The sequence below is a fragment of the Acidithiobacillus sp. TH-A117 genome (assembly GCF_057473465.1).
The window spans coordinates 1-17,511 of the sequence record NZ_JBYCKQ010000028.1 but is presented as its reverse complement, the minus strand read 5'-3'; the positions used below and the strand labels follow the sequence as shown (position 1 = coordinate 17,511).

The window sequence follows — 17,511 nt, the reverse complement described above, 5'->3', positions numbered from 1 at the left end:
CCCCGGGACAGGCTCGAACTGCCGACCTAGTGATTAACAGTCACCCGCTCTACCGACTGAGCTACCGGGGAAAAGTGGGCGTATCCTAGCCTTCCCTAGAGGTGGCGTCAAGAACTAGCCGCAGGACTAGCCGCAGGACTGGCTGCATAACCTGTCTGAAGCACTTGCCCATCCGAAACGCGATGTATACGGCTGTCACCGTGCTGCTTCTCAGATCGCGCCATTCGCGTTAGACTGCGCCAAAAAAATATTGTCATACGCCGCTGTATCACTTTGACTGACATGCTTATTGGGTGATCTAGCCTATGATGTTCCTGAAAAACCTGCCCACTGTACGCGAACCACGACTGTACATGGCATTGGAACGCACCTATCTAGGCTACTTTAAGCTTTTGTTTGTTTCCATTGGTACCGGACTGGTATCCGAACGCCTCGCCGTTTTGTTTATAGCCTTGCACTATGCCAGGCTGGGGCATTTTTTTCATGAGCTTTTCAACGTATTAACCTGGCCCGCAATTGCGCTGATTTTTGTGGTAGGCTTTAACTTCATGTTCGATCTGAGACATATCGAAAAGGGACCCGCTGTGGCAGCAAAAGAGATTATTGACCCCCGGATTTACATGGCCGCCGAACGTACTTTTCTGGCATGGGTACGCACCGGTATCGGCCTGATTGCTTTTGGTTTTGTGATCGAAAAGTTCGATTTTTTTCTGGAGCAGCTATCCCTTATGCTGCACACCAAACTGGTGATGGGCGAAGGCTTCTCGGGAATGGGCATTGTTTTCATTATTCTCGGGGTCACCAATCTGGTCATTGGCGGGGTCAATTTCATTCGCACCGTCAAGCGGGTTGATATGGGAGACTACCATGTCAACAAATTTTTGTATGGTTTATATGGTGTCATTCTCCTGGGGATTACTGTTGTTCTGGCGATCATGATCATCCGGGTCTCCTTGTAAGCCATCAACAAACGGCCACCAAATCATCCTGATATGCCCAGTAGCAGGCATGAAACGGATAGTTTTCCGATCCCTTGCGGCCATTCCTCCAGACCGGCAAGTGGCTGTCTGCGAGCATCTCCAGACAGCTTCGCACGCGCTGATCATAAGGAGCGGCCGGGATTCCGGCATGGCCTCCCCAGGCAATGATGACCGCCGCACTCCCCGCTAGTGTCTGTTGGATAACTGCATCATTCTCGGGGCCGATCACGTAGGTGGCCCCCTTCTCCCGTAATGCTTGACCAACCTCCTGACTATCGGTCCCTCTCAGTGCATACAGATTGAGAATATGCACGCCGCCACTTTCCGGGAAATTGCGCCAGACATATTCGCTGGCCGTGCGTACGGTTTTATCGGCTGCGCTTGCGCTGGCACTGGAAGGATTTTTCAAAAATACCGTTACCATAGGACCATTGCGATCTCTAAAAGGTAAACTCAAGCCATAGCGCCAAGTATGGCAGGGAGAAAAATCCGCCTGAATACCGGCAATATCCACTGCCGGGGCGTGTTGCACCGTACGCCCGATCCGCATCATGACTACTACCCCCGAAGTCTTCCACGCCAATTTTTCACATTACCAGCAGAAACAGCGCTCCAGCAAATGCGTGCAGCCTTGCAACAGGCTGTTGCAACGCTTCAACATGCCAAACCACTGCGGAAACAAGCCAGTATAAAATCCCATCGTTGCGAGACATTTTCACAAATACCATAAAACTCAAATTTTACATGATGTTATATATTGGCACAGTTTCTGCTAATAAACCGGCAAATACTTTGGGCTGTACTCATGCTCATAAAACTTGCAAGGAAACGGTCTATGAAAAGGAATATCTGGCGCTGCACTATGTTTTGCGGATCCCTTCTGTTTGCTGCGACGGGGGGAACGGCCCTAGCGGCAACCCCCAGCCTGGTGAGCGTACAAGCGGCTCCCGGCATTGGTCCAATGCTGGGAGGACGGATTATCCCGGCATTTACAGTAACCTTGCGCGCCCAGTTACCCGGCAGAGTCAAATTTGTAGCGGGTGAAGCTGGCATGCCCATCATGCCGGGACAGCCGCTGGTGGCGCTGGATGATGATCAGTTGCTTGCCCAGAAAGCCCAGGCCATTGCCGCTTACCAGGCGGATGAAGTAGCACTGCACAATGGTTATTCCCAGTATGGTTATCAACTGTATAGTTACAATCCACCCTCCTTCATGAATCCTTTTACCTGGATGGGTGAGGGCTTCAAAGCCATGATGGGCAACAACCAGAATCCCTGGGCCACTTATCAGTCCAATCTGGAAAATCGCGCTGCCACAGCCATGAAAGCGCAAACTCAACTGGAGGCATCCGTCTGGAAAATCCGTCAGATTGAGGCGGAAATGAACAATTCAGTTTCCATTGCACCCTTTCAAGGGGTGGTCCTCGAAAAGGAGGTGAATCCCGGCGATATCGTTCAACCCGGTCAGCCGCTCATGGTGCTGGGTAGTGGTGGCCCCCGGCAACTTCTGGTCAAGGTGCCGGAGAGTCTGGCAGGTAATCTGAATCCCGGAGAATCCCTGCAGGTGCATCTCGGGGACAACGCTGGCGAGGTGACGGGCAGAGTGGTCCAGGTGGCACCCCAGGCCAACCCCCAAACCCATACGGTAGCCGTCAAGGTCAGCCTCCCGCAAAATGCCGCCATCGGGGTGGGCGCCTATGCGACCATCAGTCTGCCCAGCTATGGCAGTGCTGCCCAGGATGAACCCGCCATTCCCCGGAGCGCGCTGATACCGGGAGCCTCATTACCCTCTGTACTGGTCGATCAGCATGGGGTGACCGAAATGCATGTCCTGCGTCTGGGTGGACCGCTGGCTGATGGGCAGGTGCAGGTACTGGCCGGACTGCGCGTTGGCCAGATCATCGTCAATGATCCCCCCGCCGGTGTTGGTTCAGGTTACCAGCTCCAGACCAGCGCCACTTCCGGGGAGTAAGCGCCATGCATAACGGTTGCCAGACACCCGAGCCGGAACAGCCGCAAACCACGCACACCCGCAGCTTGGGAGTGGCAGGCTCCATTGCCAAGATTTTTGTCAGCTCGCCTTTGGCCCCATTACTGCTCATCGTGCTGATCGCGGCGGGCATTCTCGGCCTGATTTCTACCCCCAGAGCCTCCAATCCCCAAATTTCCGTGCCCATGATTGATATTTTTGTGGGTTATCCCGGCCATTCTCCTGCTGAAGTATCGCGCATGGTCAGTGACCCTCTGGAACGCATGATGAGTGAACTGCCCGGGGTGCGGCATGTGTATTCGGTGTCCAATCGGGGCGAGTCCATGGTCACCGTGCGTTTTCAGGTGGGCAGACGGATGGGGCCATCGCTGGTGGAGGTCTATAACAAACTGGCCGCCAATATGAACCGGATTCCCCCGGGAGCCACGCATCCTTTGGTGCGCGCCAAGGGGATCAACAGTGTACCCTTCATGACCTTCACCCTCTGGTCCAAGGAGGTGGGGCCTGCCACCCTGAATGAAATCGCGCGGACCGCCCTGCAGCATCTGAAACAGGTGCCTGAGACCGGTGAGAGTTTCATTGTGCATGGTCCCCGGGAAGCCCTGACCGTCGATATTCATCCCGAACGCCTGGCCGCTTATGGAATCACGCCGCAGCAAGTGGCGCAAACCATTGAAGCGTCCAACGCCCAGACCGAAACCGGGCAGACCGATGTGCAGAACATGCAGATGCGGGTAGTTACCGGACAGTTTCTGCGCACGCCGGCTGAAGTGCGCAATCTGGTGGTGGGTGTTTATGACGAGGAACCTGTGTATTTGTTTCAGGTGGCTCAGGTGCGCCTCGGCCCCAGTGATCCCCACAGCCTGGTGAATTATTATCAAAAAGTCGGCAAAAATCAGCCCGAAGTGGATGGTGCCCCCGCCGTCACCATTGCTCTGGCCAAAATTGCCGGCAGTAATGGCGTTACAGTAGCCCGCGCCCTGATTCAGAAAATGCATAGCCTGGAAGGCACCGTCATTCCCGGCAATGTGCATGTCAGCATCACTCGCGATAATGGCAAAAAAGCCAACGCCAAGGTAGATTCCCTGCTTTTCAAGCTGTTTGTCGCCACCGCAGCAGTCACCCTGCTGATCTTGCTGGCACTGGGCTGGCGCGCCGCCGCTGTGGTGGTCATCACCATTCCCCTGATTTTGCTGATCACGGTGTTTTCGGCCTGGTTATTGGGCATTACCATCAATCGGGTCAGTCTCTTCGGCTTGATTTTCTCTATTGGTATTCTGGTGGATGACTCCATCGTCATCGTCGAGAACGTTTACCGGCGCTGGTTACAGGAAGGAACCACCTCCACGGAAACCCTCATTGATGCAGTCCGCGAAGTAGGTAACCCGACTATTCTGGCGACCTTTACCGTGATTGCCGCGCTGTTACCCATGGGGTTTGTGGGGGGGATGATGGGCCCTTACATGGCGCCCATCCCCGTCCTCGGTTCGGTAGCCATGCTGTTTTCCCTGTTCACCGCCTTTGCCCTGGCGCCCTGGTTGATGCTGCGCTTCAAGCCCAGCCTGAAAAGTCTGGAGCGGATGCACCGCAGCGAACATCGCCAGGCCACCTGGTTACGCAAATTTTTTCGCAACACGCTGATTCCGCTGATTCGTCGCAAGTTTTACGGGCGCCTGTTTCTGGGTGGGATCGTCGTGGCCTTTTTTGCGAGCCTTGCCCTGTTTCTGGTCGAGTGGGTGCCTTTCACCATGCTCCCCCACGGCAACTCCAGCGCCTTCAATGTCGTCATTAACCTGCCGGCAGGTACGGCCATGCCCGTGACCGCCAATGTCACCGCCGAAGTAGTGCAAAGCTTGCAGGGAATGAAAGATGTCCAGGCGTTACAAAGTTATGTGGGCACGCCAGAACCTTATGATTTCAATGGCATGGTCCGTCACTACTATTTGCGCGATAAACCCTGGCAGGCCATGATCCATGTGCAGTTGCTGAGCAAGGCCGAACGCAGCGCCTCCAGTGCGGCACTGGCGGTCGTCGCCCGTCAGCGGATCATGCCCATCGCCATGCAACATCAGGCGCACATTCAGGTAGTGCAGAGCCCGCCGGGGCCACCGGTGCTGGCCCCCGTCGTTGCCGAAGTCTATGGACCTTCGGCGGCCATCCGCGATGCGGTCACCCGGCATGTCACCCGGGTATTCCAGCAGGCGGAAAATCTGACAGAGGTGGATAACACCCTCGAAGCCCCGCACGATTACTGGCATTTTCATCTGAATGCCATCAAGGCGGGGATGGCGGGGGTGCGTCCCAGTGCTCTTAATGCCACCCTGGCGATGACGCTGGGCGGCTACAAGCTGGGTAACTTCACCCCCTACGGCCAGAATCTGGCCGTACCCGCCGTGCTTCAGGCGCCTCTGGCCCTGCGCAGTAACGTCTATAGTTTAGCGGCATTGCCGGTACCCTCGGTGAGTTACGGCGCCATTCCCCTTTATACCCTCGGTCATTTTGATCGTCGTCCCGCTGAGCAACCCATTTACCAGCAGGATCTCAAACCGGTGGAATATGTGACGGCCGGCTGCAAGGGGCGCCTGGATGCGCCGCTGTACGGCATGCTGGAAGTCGAAAATGCCCTGACCAGTTATGTCGCACCCGATGGCCATCCCCTGGGGATCGACTGGATCAGCATTCCCTCGGGTACCCACGCCACCATCAAATGGGGCGGTGCCTGGACTGTCACTTACAAGACCTTCCGGGATATGGGAATTGCCTTTGCGGTGGCCATCATCCTCATCTACATGCTGGTGGTCTGGGAATTCGGTAATTTTGTCATTCCCGCCATCATCATGGTGCCCATCCCCCTGACCCTGATCGGGATTCTGCCCGGCCACTGGTTATTTGGCGCGAGCTTTACGGCCACCTCCATGATCGGCTTCATCGCTCTCGCGGGCATCATCGTGCGCAACTCCATTTTGCTGGTGGATTATTCCCAGCAACGAGTGGCCGAAGGCATGCCAGTCATGGATGCCCTGATTGAGGCCTGTGCGACCCGCACCCGCCCCATTGTCATTACGGCACTGGCATTGATGCTGGGTTCTGCAGAAATCATCACTTCGCCGATTTTTCGGGGCATGGGCATTTCCCTGCTCTTCGGGGTCATGGTTTCTACCGTGCTCACCCTGCTGGTTATTCCCCTGGGTTGCGTGAGCGGGCGTGCCGCCTTCTGTCCGGCAGGCATGGATCTGGGCGACGCCCCCACAGGCGCAGCACTTTTTCCTTTTGCCCCGGAACATCTCCAGGTGTCCCTGCCCCCCAGAGAAAGCCTGACGCGCAGCGATATTCCAGCAAGCACCCCGGCGCAGGACACAAAGCCGCAAGATGCGGGTCCACTGCGCATGACCCTGGATATGATCGGACAGGATATTCGCGCTTTTTTCCTGGCCATTCGCAAAATCCTGGCGGCTTTATGGGGTCAGCTCTGGGCCTGGTTACTGCAACGACCGACCACCCGCAACCCACCTGAATGGCCCGATCCCCATAGCCCTTCTGGCCCCATCACCCCGAATCCAGGCCCGGCTGGTCATCCGCCAGAGCCCGTCAAACCGACGACCGCGCAGGCGGAAAGCACCAGCCAGTCCGACGTCAGCCGTCAAGCCCCCACTGTCGCTCAGGCACCGGATGCAGCAGCAACGCAACGGGCCTCACGAAACAAAGGACGCGGCATTCATTTACGTTCACCCGGTTCCAAACCGAAAAAGGAGGATTAATTCCATGACGCGCCCTCAATCCCGCGCACCGCGTAGCCGCAAACATTTGTTCTGGCTGGGTGTGGCAGTGTGTACAGCAGTGGGTATGCAGGCCCAGGCCCTGGCAGCGGTAGATACGCCCTACTCTATCCCCAGCCCCTATGCCATCAACCCTGGCATGGCCGGCAATACAAGCTCTGACTGGTCCGCTGATTCCACCTACGCCGAATGGCATGGTTACGCGCCATATAACATGCCCAACCCATCCGCAGCCAGCAATAACTGGCACCGGCCGCAAACACCCATGCCCACAGCCACATTCAACGAAGTCGCAGACTGGGTACCCCCTCCACCCGGACCTTATCCCAACGGATCCCATGAAGGGGACATGGATGCCATAGCGCCATCTCCCATGGGCGCTCCCCAAGGCGGATACATGCCCGCTTATCCAGCAGCCCCAGGTGAGGGCGAAGCGAATTACGGACCCATGCGTCCTGCACCTTACGGTGGTCCCGCCATGCCTGGACAGGGCGCTACTAGTCCGGCTTATGGTCCCCCGGCATACGCAACGGGTCCTTACGCCCAGCCACCCCAATATGGTCCGGGACCGGGGTATGGCGCCCCCGACGCGCCAATGAACGGCGCAGGCTATCCTCCACCTGTAGGCTATCCACAGGGACCCTACCATGGACCATTTCCATCTTATGGCAGCCCCAACTTCGGGCCTATGGGTCCCATGCCCTACCCGGGCGCCGTCATGCCCTGGCAGAACGCAGCCAGGCCTGCTTATGCCGCGCCTCATCCAAATGTGCCTGCTTACGGCCCACCCGCCTATGGACCACCGCCATCCTTTGCCAGGCCACCCCAATATGGGCCGGTACCCGATTATGGCCAGTCAAACTATGGACCCATGCCATCCGCACCCTATCCGGGCGCCAACAGGCCCTGGCAAAACGGCCCCAGGCCAGATTTTGGCGCGCCTGCATACGGACCTTCACCTTATGGACCGCATCCCGAAGCCCGACCACCGCAGTTTTATGGTCCGCAACCTGGTTATGGCTACCCATAACCAGACAGACAGGGACAACGGTCCTCCTGAAAAAACAAGGAGAATGCAATGCAAACAGCAAAATGGTTAAAGGCAGCCATTCTATCTGCCGCCCTTGGAAGCTTATCTGTACCCGTTGCGGCCTATGCCTGGGAACCCTGGGGGGGCGGAGAAATGCCCTGGTCAGGCTGGCAGAACGCCATGCCCTGGAGTGGCTATTCCAATCCGTGGCAGAGCGATTCCGGACCATGGTCCGGTTATGGTGGTCCCTGGCAGGGTAGGAGCGGTCCCTGGAGTATGGGCAGTTTTCACATGACCTTTCCGCATTGGGGACCCATGAACTTCAATGGCGGCCCTTTCGGGGGATATGGTCGCCCCTGGTCAGGCTATGGCATGCCTTGGGATGGTGGCGGTATGCCCTGGGGCGGTGGTGGTATGCCCTGGGGTGGTGGTATGCCCTGGGGTGGTGGTGGCATGCCCTGGGGTGGTGGTGGTATGCCCTGGAGTCCCATGTCTTCCATGAACCCCATGTCGCCGATGGGGCCCATGAGTCCCTGGAGTACTTGGTGAGCAATTTGAACAGAATGCGTTTCAGCGGCGTCCACTGAGCCCATGCTGACGCAGATTTGTAAAGGAGTCTGTACGATGAAAATAAAATATTTCGCAAAAGCGGCCAGTCTTGCAGCAGCCTTGGGATGTGCCGGGTTCATGATGGCTTCACCCGCCTATGCCTGGGGTTGGGGACCTTGGAATGACATGCCCTGGAGTGGCTACAGCCATCCTTTCTGGGGAAATAGCGGACCATTCAGCGGTTATGGCGGCCCCTTTACCGGAAACAGCGGTCCCTGGGATATGGGGAGTATGAGCTTTCATGGTCCCCATGGAGGTCCCATGCAGTTGAACAGCGGCCATTGGGGCGCTTACGGTCAGCCTTACCGTGGCTATTACGGTGGAGGCTATGGTGGTGAACCCGACAACGGTTATGCTTACCCACCAGCACCGCAGGCTTATCCTCCCGCAACAGCCAGTTATCCTGCATACGGCAATTACCCTGAGGAGAATCCTAACAGCTACTACGCGCCGCCCCAGGCAACTCCCTATGCCGATAATCAGCAGCAGTATGCACCCCCTCCAGGACCTTATCGCCCCGGTTATGGATATCCATGATGCAGAAATGACCATGGGCTGCGCGCGCTTGCGCAGCCCGCTTTCTTTCGAGCTGAACATCTAAATAAATGCTGCATACAGGTGCCAAAAGAGGCCAGCCATGAAACGAATATTGGGTAAAATCATTGGGTTTATTATTCTGGTAGTCCTGGTTCTGATCGTCATAGCTGCCATTCAGTATCCCCAGCTCTGGCGCCATGACTGGCAGAATACGCGCCAGTACACCGAGCAAAAATGGCTGGCGATGCACCAATGGTGGGAAAACCAGGAAAGCACGCCGCTTTCCACGCAGTCCACACATCCGCCAGCAGCGCCGGTGACATCGGCAGCTGTACCGGCAAAACCTGATACGGCCACACATCCAGTCCCCGTGGCAGCGCCTGCAAAAGTCCGTTTTCCCAAAAATCTCACCCAGTCTCAGTACGCCTTGTTGATGGCCGCGCGCCAGGCGTTCTGGAACCACGATGTGAAAGCCGCTATTGCCGATTACCATGCGCTCATCGCGCAACTTCCTGAAGTTCCTGAACTTTATGGCGAATTGGGGAATATTTATTATCAGACAGGCCATCCTTTGTCGGCTGGCAAGGCTTATACCGGCGCTGCCAGGAGCTTGATCGCTGCACATCAATATCCCTCTGCCGCTGCACTATTACCCCTGATCAGTTCCCTGGACCCGAATCAGGCCACCCTCATCCGCCAGGCCCTGGCGCGTTAATCCTTAAGGAGTATGGAACCATGAGTGACATTCGAGAAGAGCCGCATTTGCATGGCGAAAATGCCGTTGTCAGTCCGGCCGAAGGCAGCACCGAAACCATCGTAGAAACCGAAACTCCCGCACATGTGGATACAGAATCGGTACACACCGGCAGTGAGCAGCCCCACCAGACTGCTGAATCCAGCACCACTGTAGATGCCGATGCGGCAGCTAGTGCGGCGGCTGCAGCAGCCGCTGCCGCAGCCGCGAGCAGTTCCAGTTACAGTAGTTATTCTCCTCCTCCACCACCCCCCGCCCAAAAGAAGGGGGGAATCAGCCGTTTTGTCGGATACCCCCTGATCATTTTGATTTTACTGATCATCATTGTCATTTTGTTCATTTGGGCCATAACCGCCAATGAACCCGGCAAAACTGCCGCAGCACCCACCCAGCCCGCGCAGAAAGTCCTGCATGTCACCAGTGCTCCCAGCATTGCCGCCATCACGCATAACAACAAGCCCCTGACCCCCGATCAGACCAAGCTACTCATGCAGGCACGCGGCGCTTTCTGGCATCATGACTACACCGGCGCCATCGCCGACTACCATCACCTGATCCAGGAAGCCCCTGATTCTCCAGCCGCTTATGGAGAACTGGGCAATGTTCTGTATATGACCGGGCACTATCATCAGGCCGGTAACGCCTATGGCCAGGCGGCCATGCAGCTGATTCATGCAGGACGCTATGCCGATGGCGCGGCGCTGATTCCTATTCTTGGACGGCTGGATCCGGCGGAAGCGCAAAAAGTGCAGGAAGCGCTTTCTCACGCCCCGGAAGCGGAAACCGGCATGCCTCCGGCTTGAGGCAAGCAGTAGTAAAGCATGCCCTGTTTACAGCGAAAAAAGCTGAATAAACCGGGCATGATGTACTTTAAATAAAGACCCCATTTCCTCATCAGGAGCCCAAACATCATGGCGGAACAACCGACTACGGAGTCATCCTCGCAGTCTCAGCATCATATTGCCGGCCTTTCGGACCGCCAGCTCAGACTGATTGTTTATGCAGCCCTCGTCGCCTTTCTGGTGCTGGCGGCCTATGAGTTTTATCTGGCCGTGGAAATGTCCCATGATCTGCATGAGATGACCGCGCAGTTCCAGAAAATGAGCCCCAATATTCAGCGCAACATGGACAGTATGTCCCGGAACATGACGCAAATGACCCATTCCACCAACTACATGGCGCGGGCTACCGGGCAGATGCAGGCTGAGTTCTGGAGCCTGAACCGCAACATCACTCCACCTTTTTCCTTTCTCAGTGGCATGTTGCCCTTCAATCATAATGACCCTACTTACGGACCCCGGGCCCCCCTACCCCCTCCCCGCCAGGAAGCCTATGATGGGGTAGCACCAGGATATAATCCGCAATATCAAAGTGGCTATCCGTACCAGGGGGATGCCTATGGCAACCAGTAACCCCGAGAGCGCGGTGCTAGCCCAGGAGAAAACAATGGCATCACTGAGCACCGAACTGGAAACCCTCTGTGAAGTTTTGCCCGAATTACTGGACTCCATAGATGCGGGCATTTTGTTGACAGATATTCAGGGGAAAATTGAATTCTGCAATGCCGCCGCCAAGTCCTTACTGGAGGTTCCGACCCTGGAGCACCTGCGCAGCATCCCGGGGGGCAGCGTGCAAAAAGAACTGGTCCGGGCCGCTATTGCTGCCGGACAGGACGATGCCGTCAGTCGTCCGCAAACAGGCTGTATTCGTTGGGATCATTTGCTGCCGGTCAGTGAAGGCGACCATAAAACTCTCCAGATCAGAACCCGCCTGGTCGAACGCAAGCAACACAAACGGCGCATTTTTTTCATCGAGGACGTTTCCGAGCTGCGTCATGCTGAACGGATTCTGGGGGGCACCCGCAGTGTCGGTTTCATTACCGATGATCCGCATATGCGCGATGCCCTCGAATTGATAGAACAGGTCGCAGCCACCGATGCCAGCGTCATCTTTCAGGGAGAATCCGGATCGGGTAAGGGGCTGATGGTCCGTTTGCTCCATCAACAAAGTCATCGCGCCAAAAAAGCCCTGATCGAAGTGAATTGCGCCGCTATTCCCGACAATTTATTTGAAGCCGAGTTTTTCGGCTCTGTCAAAGGCGCCTTTACAGGCGCCGTCACCGATAGGATCGGTCGCTTTGCAGCGGCGGATGGCGGCACCCTCTTTCTGGATGAGGTCAGCGAGTTACCTAAACATCATCAGGCCAAACTCCTGAAGGTATTGGAAGACATGCGCTATGAGCCGGTGGGCAGCACCAAAACTCAACAAGTGGATGTCCGGGTTGTGGCAGCCAGCAATCGTAATCTCAAAGAGCTGGTAGAAAATGGTGATTTTCGCAGTGACCTGTTCTATCGCCTGAATGTGATCCCCATCCGGATTCCGGCTCTGCGTGAACGACCTTCTGACATCATGCTGCTAGCCGAGCACTTCCTGAAAATCACTGCCGGGGGTCACAAGAAAAAACTCGGTTCTGCGGCAAAACATCTATTGCTCGATTATCCCTGGCCGGGAAATGTTCGGGAACTGCGCAATGTCATGGAATACGTGGCTATTTGCAGCGCCGGATCGGAAATCAGTGACAGCGACTTTCCCAAGGATTTTCTCGACAGAATGCATTCGAGATCTGTGACCAACTCCACTGCTGCAGACTATGAAAGCGACGCCGGTTACGGCCGCGATAGACTTTTACAACTGCTCGATAAACATGGCGGCAATCGTGCCGCTGCCGCGCGCGAACTCGGCATTGATCGTGTCACCCTGTGGCGGCATCTGTCCCGCTTGGGCATTACCGGAAAAGACAGCAATAGCCACCTGGGCAGTTAATATCAGGGCTTCTGAAGCATATAGAAGCCCTGACACTCCGTTTAATATCTATTAAATTTTCGACATGGCCGAAAAACTTTTCACAAAGGGACCCGCCATGCGCGGATCTTTGAGCATGCTGGCATAATCCCCCACCTTGAATTTGATTTTTCCGGTCGTAAAGGCCATTCCCAGACCGGTCATTCCCGGTGATTTTTCGATCCACTTCAGCCATTGCGGATGCTGGGCCCGAATATCCCAGTTGAGGGGCTGATCCGTATAGGGTCCAAAGGCCGTCGCCTGGCCGTTTTGTACCACCAGAAACGCCCGGGGCTTTTCTTCTTCGGGATAACCATAACCAATGACCGAATTAAAGCCAATCTGGGCCAGGGCACCAGAAAGTTCCGGGTCCTTGTTCCATTCTTCTACAAAGCGGGCCATCCATGCGGGTGAAAACAAATCTGCCATTTTTAACTCTCCATTTTTATCATCAAACACCAGCGCAACAGGTGCGCACAAAACGCAAAGCTTTAATGCATATTTCATACCAAAATTTAATATCTTGATAAACATATAATTTTAATGAAAAGAAAAAATGACACATGCAACACTCATTTAAAATGATGATGAATAATCATCAACCTAGACTCATCAGACAGAAACATCTGTTGCAAGCCCTTTTGCAACATATCCACAGTTCCCCCTGAATTTTCTCCGCGCCTCCATGTGTTGCAATGAGTGTTGCCCACATTTGCCCTGCAACAATCCATTTCAGATTGAAAAAACATCAACTTTTATGATTTACGTTGCATGCGCTCCATCCGCCAGATAAGAGTTACATCATAAAAACAAAAGGTTAAAACGTGGCACGTAGTATGCTTATACAGTCTTGGAATCCGCTTCATCCTCAGTCGCGCCCTTCAAAGGCTTCCGACAAAAGAAGTGGGTATTTTTTGAAAGGCAAAAGGAGTATGTGATGCAGCACTCATCAAAATTCACACGGACTGTACGTTCGCTGACCATCGCAGCCGGTATCGGCGCCGCAGGGATGCTCATCGCAGCCCCCGCATACGCTTGGGGTCCCTGGGGTGGCGATATGCCGTGGAGCGGCGGCGGTATGCCCTGGTCCGGTTATAGTGGTCCGATGAACGGAAACAGCGGCCCCTTCAGTGGCTATGGCGGTCCCATGCAAGGTTCCAATGGTCCCTGGGATATGGGTGGGATGAGCTTCAATGGTCCACGCGGCGGTCCCATGAACATGAACAGCGGCCCCTATGGTGGATACGGCCAGCCTTACCAGGGCGAATATCAAGGGGGTGGCAGCTATGCTTATCCGCAACCATCTTATGGGCAGCCCTACTACGGACCAAGTCAGGGCTATGCGCGTTATCCGGCCCCACAACCAGGCTATGCCTATCCCAACCAGGGGCCCAACCAGGGACAGTACCCGCAGCAGATGCGTCCCAGCATGCCCCCACCACCCATGGGCCCTTATCAGTCACCCTACGGGTATTCCCCTTATGGATACGGCCGCTAGATCAAGAATCAGGCCCGCCCGGGAACCCTTATGGGTTCTCACCCAGAACGGCATGGGGCACTGATGCGTCTGGTCGTAGCATCCATGAAAGGCGGGTCCGGCAAGAGCACGGTCAGTTTCAACTTGGCCGTGTGGCTGGCCTATCGGGTTCCTGTACAACTGTATGATCTGGACCCACAGGGGACTTTGCTGGACGTATGTCATGATCGCCAAGACCTGCAGATTCATCCCGCCCTTACTGTGGCTACTGATCTGGACAAGGCCACAGACGCCGTTTACCAGGTGATGGACTGCAGCTATTCTGAGTTAACCGGTTTTCGCCGCGCATTGTCAGTTGCAGATGCCATCCTGATGCCCGTCGGTCCCAGTCAGGCGGATATCTGGTCGGCCCAGCGTTTTCTGGAGGCCTGCCGGCAATGGTCAGCACCCCCGGTCAGGGCATTCATTAATCGTGCTGACACCCATCATGCCATCCGCGAAAGTGATGAAGCGGAGGCCATGCTCGCAGAGTTAACCGACCTCCAGCCTTTGGGCCTGCGTCTCGGGCAACGCACGGCCTTTCGTCGCTCTCTCAGCGAAGCCCAAGCCGTATTCGAACTGGATGCCCGTAGCAAGGCCAGCCAGGAACTGGAAAAACTGGCAGCTGCACTCTATCCGGAACTACGCAAGCGTTCTGCTGACTGAATCATGTTTTTTTCCGAATCCAACCTCAATTATGGAGGCGCACCCATCATGCATCATTCCTCCCCCAATTCCTGGCTCAGACGACCTCTTTTCAAGGCTGCAGCACTGGTGACCTGTCTTTTTGCGGGCACCGGACTGCAACTGTTGACGAGCGGAGCCCATCTCCGGATTTTGTCTTGTAGCATTATTGCCAACGCGGCCGCCGCAGTACCTGAAAAACCTACCCATGCGGGAGTGCCCAAGCCTTATCCTCCGCACAAGAACATCAAGGCAGCTCCGGCGCTATCCATGCCCAAACCAGCCTCGACCAAAACCTTGAGCAAGGCGGAAACCAAGCTGCTGTTACAGGCACGGGCAGCCTACTGGCGGCGGGACGCACCGAAAGCCATTGCCGATTACCAGAAATTGCTCAAGGAAGCGCCCGATCATCCCGGAATTTATGGGGAATTGGGCAATGTGTACTACATGACCGGAAGGTATCCAGAAGCCGCTATTGCCTACGGTAGCGCCGCTCGCACCATGATTCGTCTGGGACGCTTTGACGAAGCCTATGGCTTGTTGCCACTTATCGACTCTCTGAATCCCCGGGAAGCCGCCGCTATTGACCATCACCTCCAGGTACAAAGCAAGGCTGCGACCCGAAAGGCCACTGCAGCCCCCCACAAGGGGACCAAGCCTGTACCACCATCCCCTGCCCCGCATTGAAAAGCAGGGCACCAGCCCCTTATCATCCCGGTTAGTTTTCACCTGCCGAGGATGATGCCGTGCAAGAACTCACCCTGACCCGACCCGACGACTGGCATCTGCATCTGCGTGACGGAGCGACCATGGCCTCGGTGCTGCCCGACACTGCCCGACGCTTTGCCCGGGCCATTGTCATGCCCAACCTGAAACCGCCGGTCACCACGGTGGAGCTGGCCAGCGCCTATCGGGACCGGATACTGGCAGCCCTGGAAAAAGACGCCGTTTTCCAGCCGCTCATGACCCTTTATCTGACGGATAACACGACGGCGAGTGAAATCGAAGCAGCCAAAAACAGCGGCTTTATCCAGGCGGTGAAATATTATCCCGCAGGAGCCACCACCCATTCAGAAAACGGGGTTACGGACCTCAAACGAGTGTACAAGGTGCTCGCAGCCATGCAAAAGCACGACCTGCCCCTCCTCCTGCACGGCGAAGTCACTGATCCTGAAGTGGATGTTTTTGATCGCGAGGCCGTATTTATCGAGCGTCATCTCCAGCCTTTGATCCGGGATTTTCCGGGCTTGCGCATGGTGCTGGAACACATCACCACCCGCACCGCCGCCCAGTTTGTGGCCGAGGCCGGGCCACAGCTTGCCGCCACCATTACCGCCCACCATCTGCTGCTCAATCGCAATGCACTCTTTGCGGGGGGTATCCGGCCCCATCATTACTGCCTGCCCATCCTTAAGCGGGAAACCCATCGCCAAGCCCTGCTGCAAGCGGCTACCAGCGGTAATCCCCGCTATTTTCTCGGCACTGACAGCGCCCCGCACCCCCGTCAGGACAAAGAATCGGCCTGTGGCTGTGCCGGTATTTATACGGCTCATGCTGCCATTGAACTGTATGCCGAAGTATTTGCAGCAGCAGACGCCCTGGACCGTCTGGAAGCCTTTGCCAGCTTTCACGGCCCGGACTTCTACCGACTTCCCCGCAACCAGGACAGCATCATCCTGGAAAAAACCTCCTGGACCGTAGAGGAAAGCTTAGACTGCGGAAAAGATACCTTGATCCCGCTGCGCGCTGGGCAGGCCGTTCACTGGCGGATTAAAGAAACGCAGAGAGCCCAGTAACTGCTAACCCTATCTGAATCCCTCCATCGACTGACGAAGCGGGTGCAGTGACAGAATTTTGCGGAAGTGAAAGCCTGCTTTCCTGCGGTGGACAAGGTGGGCGACACATATGTGTTCGACGCGGATGGCAATAAGCTCCGGCTGATTGCCGCCATTCATTTCAACACCGGGAAAGTGTTTGTACGGGCGGTGATGACGCACAAGGCTTATGATAGAGGAGACTGGAAATGAATAATGCACAACTGGATTTGGCATTGGCACATTGGTCTTATGTTGCGCCGCTACTGACCCCGCCCACAAACGATGCGGAATATCAGGCGTTGGTGAAATCGCTGGATATCATTCTGGACGCGGGAGGTGCGGATGAATCCCACCCCTTGGCGGGCCTGGCCGCTATGGTCGGGGATTTGATGGAAGCCTATGAGTCCGGGCACTATCCCATGCCGGAGGCCATGACAGCGACGGAAGCCTTGGCGTTTCTGATGGCGCAGCATGGCTTACAATCATTAGGAGGATTACAAAGATGAGCAGAATGCACAATCCGGCGCATCCGGGTGAGGTGTTGCGGGAATGGTTGCCGGAGGATATGACGGTGACACAGGCAGCCAAGGATTTGCGGGTGAGTCGGTTGACACTCTCCAAACTGCTGAATGGACATGCCGGGGTGACGGCGAATCTGGCATTGCGCTTGGCTGCCTGGTTGGGTACGTCGCCGGAGTTCTGGCTGGCGATGCAGACCCAGTGGGAACTCTGGCAGGCTGAACAGTTGCCCCGTCCCGACATTACGCCACTGGCGCGGATGGCGCGATAGCATGGCCCCATGCAGCATAGAGAAAATGAGTTGTGTGTGAATTGATAACTTATTGTTTTATTTGGTGCTGGCGAGAGGAATCGAACCCCCGACCCACTGATTACAAATTGTATTTTATTTCAATCTAACGTATTGATAAGTAATGATAAATAACTTTACTGTCTAAGAAATTAAGGCAATACAGCGC

18 protein-coding genes and 1 pseudogene are annotated in these 17,511 nt (G+C 55.7%); 17 read left to right on the top strand and 2 right to left on the bottom strand.

Annotation, left to right across the window (positions count from 1 at the left end; genetic code table 11):
* Positions 1–353 precede the first annotated feature (353 nt).
* Entirely contained in the window at positions 354–959 is a 606-nt protein-coding gene (locus AC2VLR_RS06350; RefSeq protein WP_486881366.1) for a YidH family protein, read from the top strand.
* 4 nt (positions 960–963) lie between these two features.
* On the opposite strand, the gene AC2VLR_RS06345 is transcribed toward AC2VLR_RS06350, so the two are convergent.
* The gene (locus tag AC2VLR_RS06345) at positions 964–1,533 is read right to left on the bottom strand and encodes a DUF1643 domain-containing protein (protein ID WP_486881365.1); all 570 of its coding nucleotides are present in this window, start codon (positions 1,531–1,533) and stop codon (positions 964–966) included.
* A 282-nt stretch (positions 1,534–1,815) separates the two neighbouring features.
* Here AC2VLR_RS06345 and AC2VLR_RS06340 point away from each other — a divergent pair, with 282 nt between their 5' ends.
* From AC2VLR_RS06340 to AC2VLR_RS06300, 9 genes are all read left to right on the top strand, one after another.
* On the top strand, positions 1,816–2,952 hold the full coding sequence (locus AC2VLR_RS06340; RefSeq protein WP_486881364.1) for an efflux RND transporter periplasmic adaptor subunit: 1,137 nt from the start codon (positions 1,816–1,818) through the stop codon (positions 2,950–2,952).
* A 5-nt stretch (positions 2,953–2,957) separates the two neighbouring features.
* Positions 2,958–6,728 carry an efflux RND transporter permease subunit gene (locus tag AC2VLR_RS06335; RefSeq protein ID WP_486881363.1) on the top strand — a complete coding sequence of 1,257 codons (3,771 nt, stop codon included), beginning with the start codon at positions 2,958–2,960 and terminating at the stop codon, positions 6,726–6,728.
* Between the two features lie 4 nt (positions 6,729–6,732).
* Positions 6,733–7,776 carry a hypothetical protein gene (locus AC2VLR_RS06330; protein ID WP_486881362.1) on the top strand — a complete coding sequence of 348 codons (1,044 nt, stop codon included), beginning with the start codon at positions 6,733–6,735 and terminating at the stop codon, positions 7,774–7,776.
* 48 nt (positions 7,777–7,824) lie between these two features.
* Positions 7,825–8,325, top strand: coding sequence for a hypothetical protein (locus AC2VLR_RS06325; RefSeq protein WP_486881361.1), 501 nt, complete (start codon positions 7,825–7,827; stop codon positions 8,323–8,325).
* A 75-nt stretch (positions 8,326–8,400) separates the two neighbouring features.
* Positions 8,401–8,922: a hypothetical protein gene (locus tag AC2VLR_RS06320; protein WP_486881360.1), complete on the top strand. Its 522-nt coding sequence runs from the start codon at positions 8,401–8,403 to the stop codon at positions 8,920–8,922.
* Positions 8,923–9,022: 100 nt separating this feature from the next.
* Positions 9,023–9,637 carry a tetratricopeptide repeat protein gene (locus AC2VLR_RS06315; protein WP_486881359.1) on the top strand — a complete coding sequence of 205 codons (615 nt, stop codon included), beginning with the start codon at positions 9,023–9,025 and terminating at the stop codon, positions 9,635–9,637.
* A gap of 20 nt (positions 9,638–9,657) precedes the next feature.
* A complete protein-coding gene (locus AC2VLR_RS06310; protein ID WP_486881358.1) occupies positions 9,658–10,479 on the top strand; it encodes a tetratricopeptide repeat protein in 822 nt (273 codons plus the stop codon).
* Positions 10,480–10,587: 108 nt separating this feature from the next.
* On the top strand, positions 10,588–11,088 hold the full coding sequence (locus AC2VLR_RS06305) for a hypothetical protein (RefSeq protein WP_486881357.1): 501 nt from the start codon (positions 10,588–10,590) through the stop codon (positions 11,086–11,088).
* Positions 11,089–11,122: 34 nt separating this feature from the next.
* Positions 11,123–12,499, top strand: coding sequence for a sigma-54 interaction domain-containing protein (locus tag AC2VLR_RS06300; protein ID WP_486881356.1), 1,377 nt, complete (start codon positions 11,123–11,125; stop codon positions 12,497–12,499).
* Positions 12,500–12,550: 51 nt separating this feature from the next.
* Here AC2VLR_RS06300 and AC2VLR_RS06295 read toward each other — a convergent pair whose 3' ends face one another.
* Entirely contained in the window at positions 12,551–12,946 is a 396-nt protein-coding gene (locus tag AC2VLR_RS06295; protein ID WP_215843963.1) for an SCP-2 sterol transfer family protein, read from the bottom strand.
* A 508-nt stretch (positions 12,947–13,454) separates the two neighbouring features.
* Here AC2VLR_RS06295 and AC2VLR_RS06290 point away from each other — a divergent pair.
* From AC2VLR_RS06290 to AC2VLR_RS06260, 7 genes and pseudogenes are all read left to right on the top strand, one after another.
* Entirely contained in the window at positions 13,455–14,015 is a 561-nt protein-coding gene (locus AC2VLR_RS06290) for a hypothetical protein (protein WP_486881355.1), read from the top strand.
* A 30-nt stretch (positions 14,016–14,045) separates the two neighbouring features.
* Positions 14,046–14,699 carry a nucleotide-binding protein gene (locus AC2VLR_RS06285; RefSeq protein WP_486881354.1) on the top strand — a complete coding sequence of 218 codons (654 nt, stop codon included), beginning with the start codon at positions 14,046–14,048 and terminating at the stop codon, positions 14,697–14,699.
* A 48-nt stretch (positions 14,700–14,747) separates the two neighbouring features.
* Positions 14,748–15,404, top strand: coding sequence for a tetratricopeptide repeat protein (locus AC2VLR_RS06280; protein ID WP_486881353.1), 657 nt, complete (start codon positions 14,748–14,750; stop codon positions 15,402–15,404).
* A 59-nt stretch (positions 15,405–15,463) separates the two neighbouring features.
* Positions 15,464–16,513, top strand: a complete 1,050-nt coding sequence (gene pyrC, locus AC2VLR_RS06275) for a dihydroorotase (protein ID WP_486881352.1) — start codon at positions 15,464–15,466, stop codon at positions 16,511–16,513.
* A gap of 63 nt (positions 16,514–16,576) precedes the next feature.
* A pseudogene (locus AC2VLR_RS06270) lies at positions 16,577–16,744 on the top strand (type II toxin-antitoxin system HigB family toxin); the annotation flags it as partial.
* Complete coding sequence (locus tag AC2VLR_RS06265; protein WP_486881351.1) at positions 16,741–17,040, top strand: hypothetical protein; 300 nt, start codon at positions 16,741–16,743, stop codon at positions 17,038–17,040. The pseudogene AC2VLR_RS06270 and the gene AC2VLR_RS06265, both read left to right, overlap by 4 nt.
* Positions 17,037–17,324, top strand: coding sequence for a HigA family addiction module antitoxin (locus AC2VLR_RS06260; protein WP_215843957.1), 288 nt, complete (start codon positions 17,037–17,039; stop codon positions 17,322–17,324). Before AC2VLR_RS06265 ends, AC2VLR_RS06260 begins: the two co-directional genes overlap by 4 nt.
* The last annotated feature ends 187 nt before the right edge of the window (positions 17,325–17,511 follow it).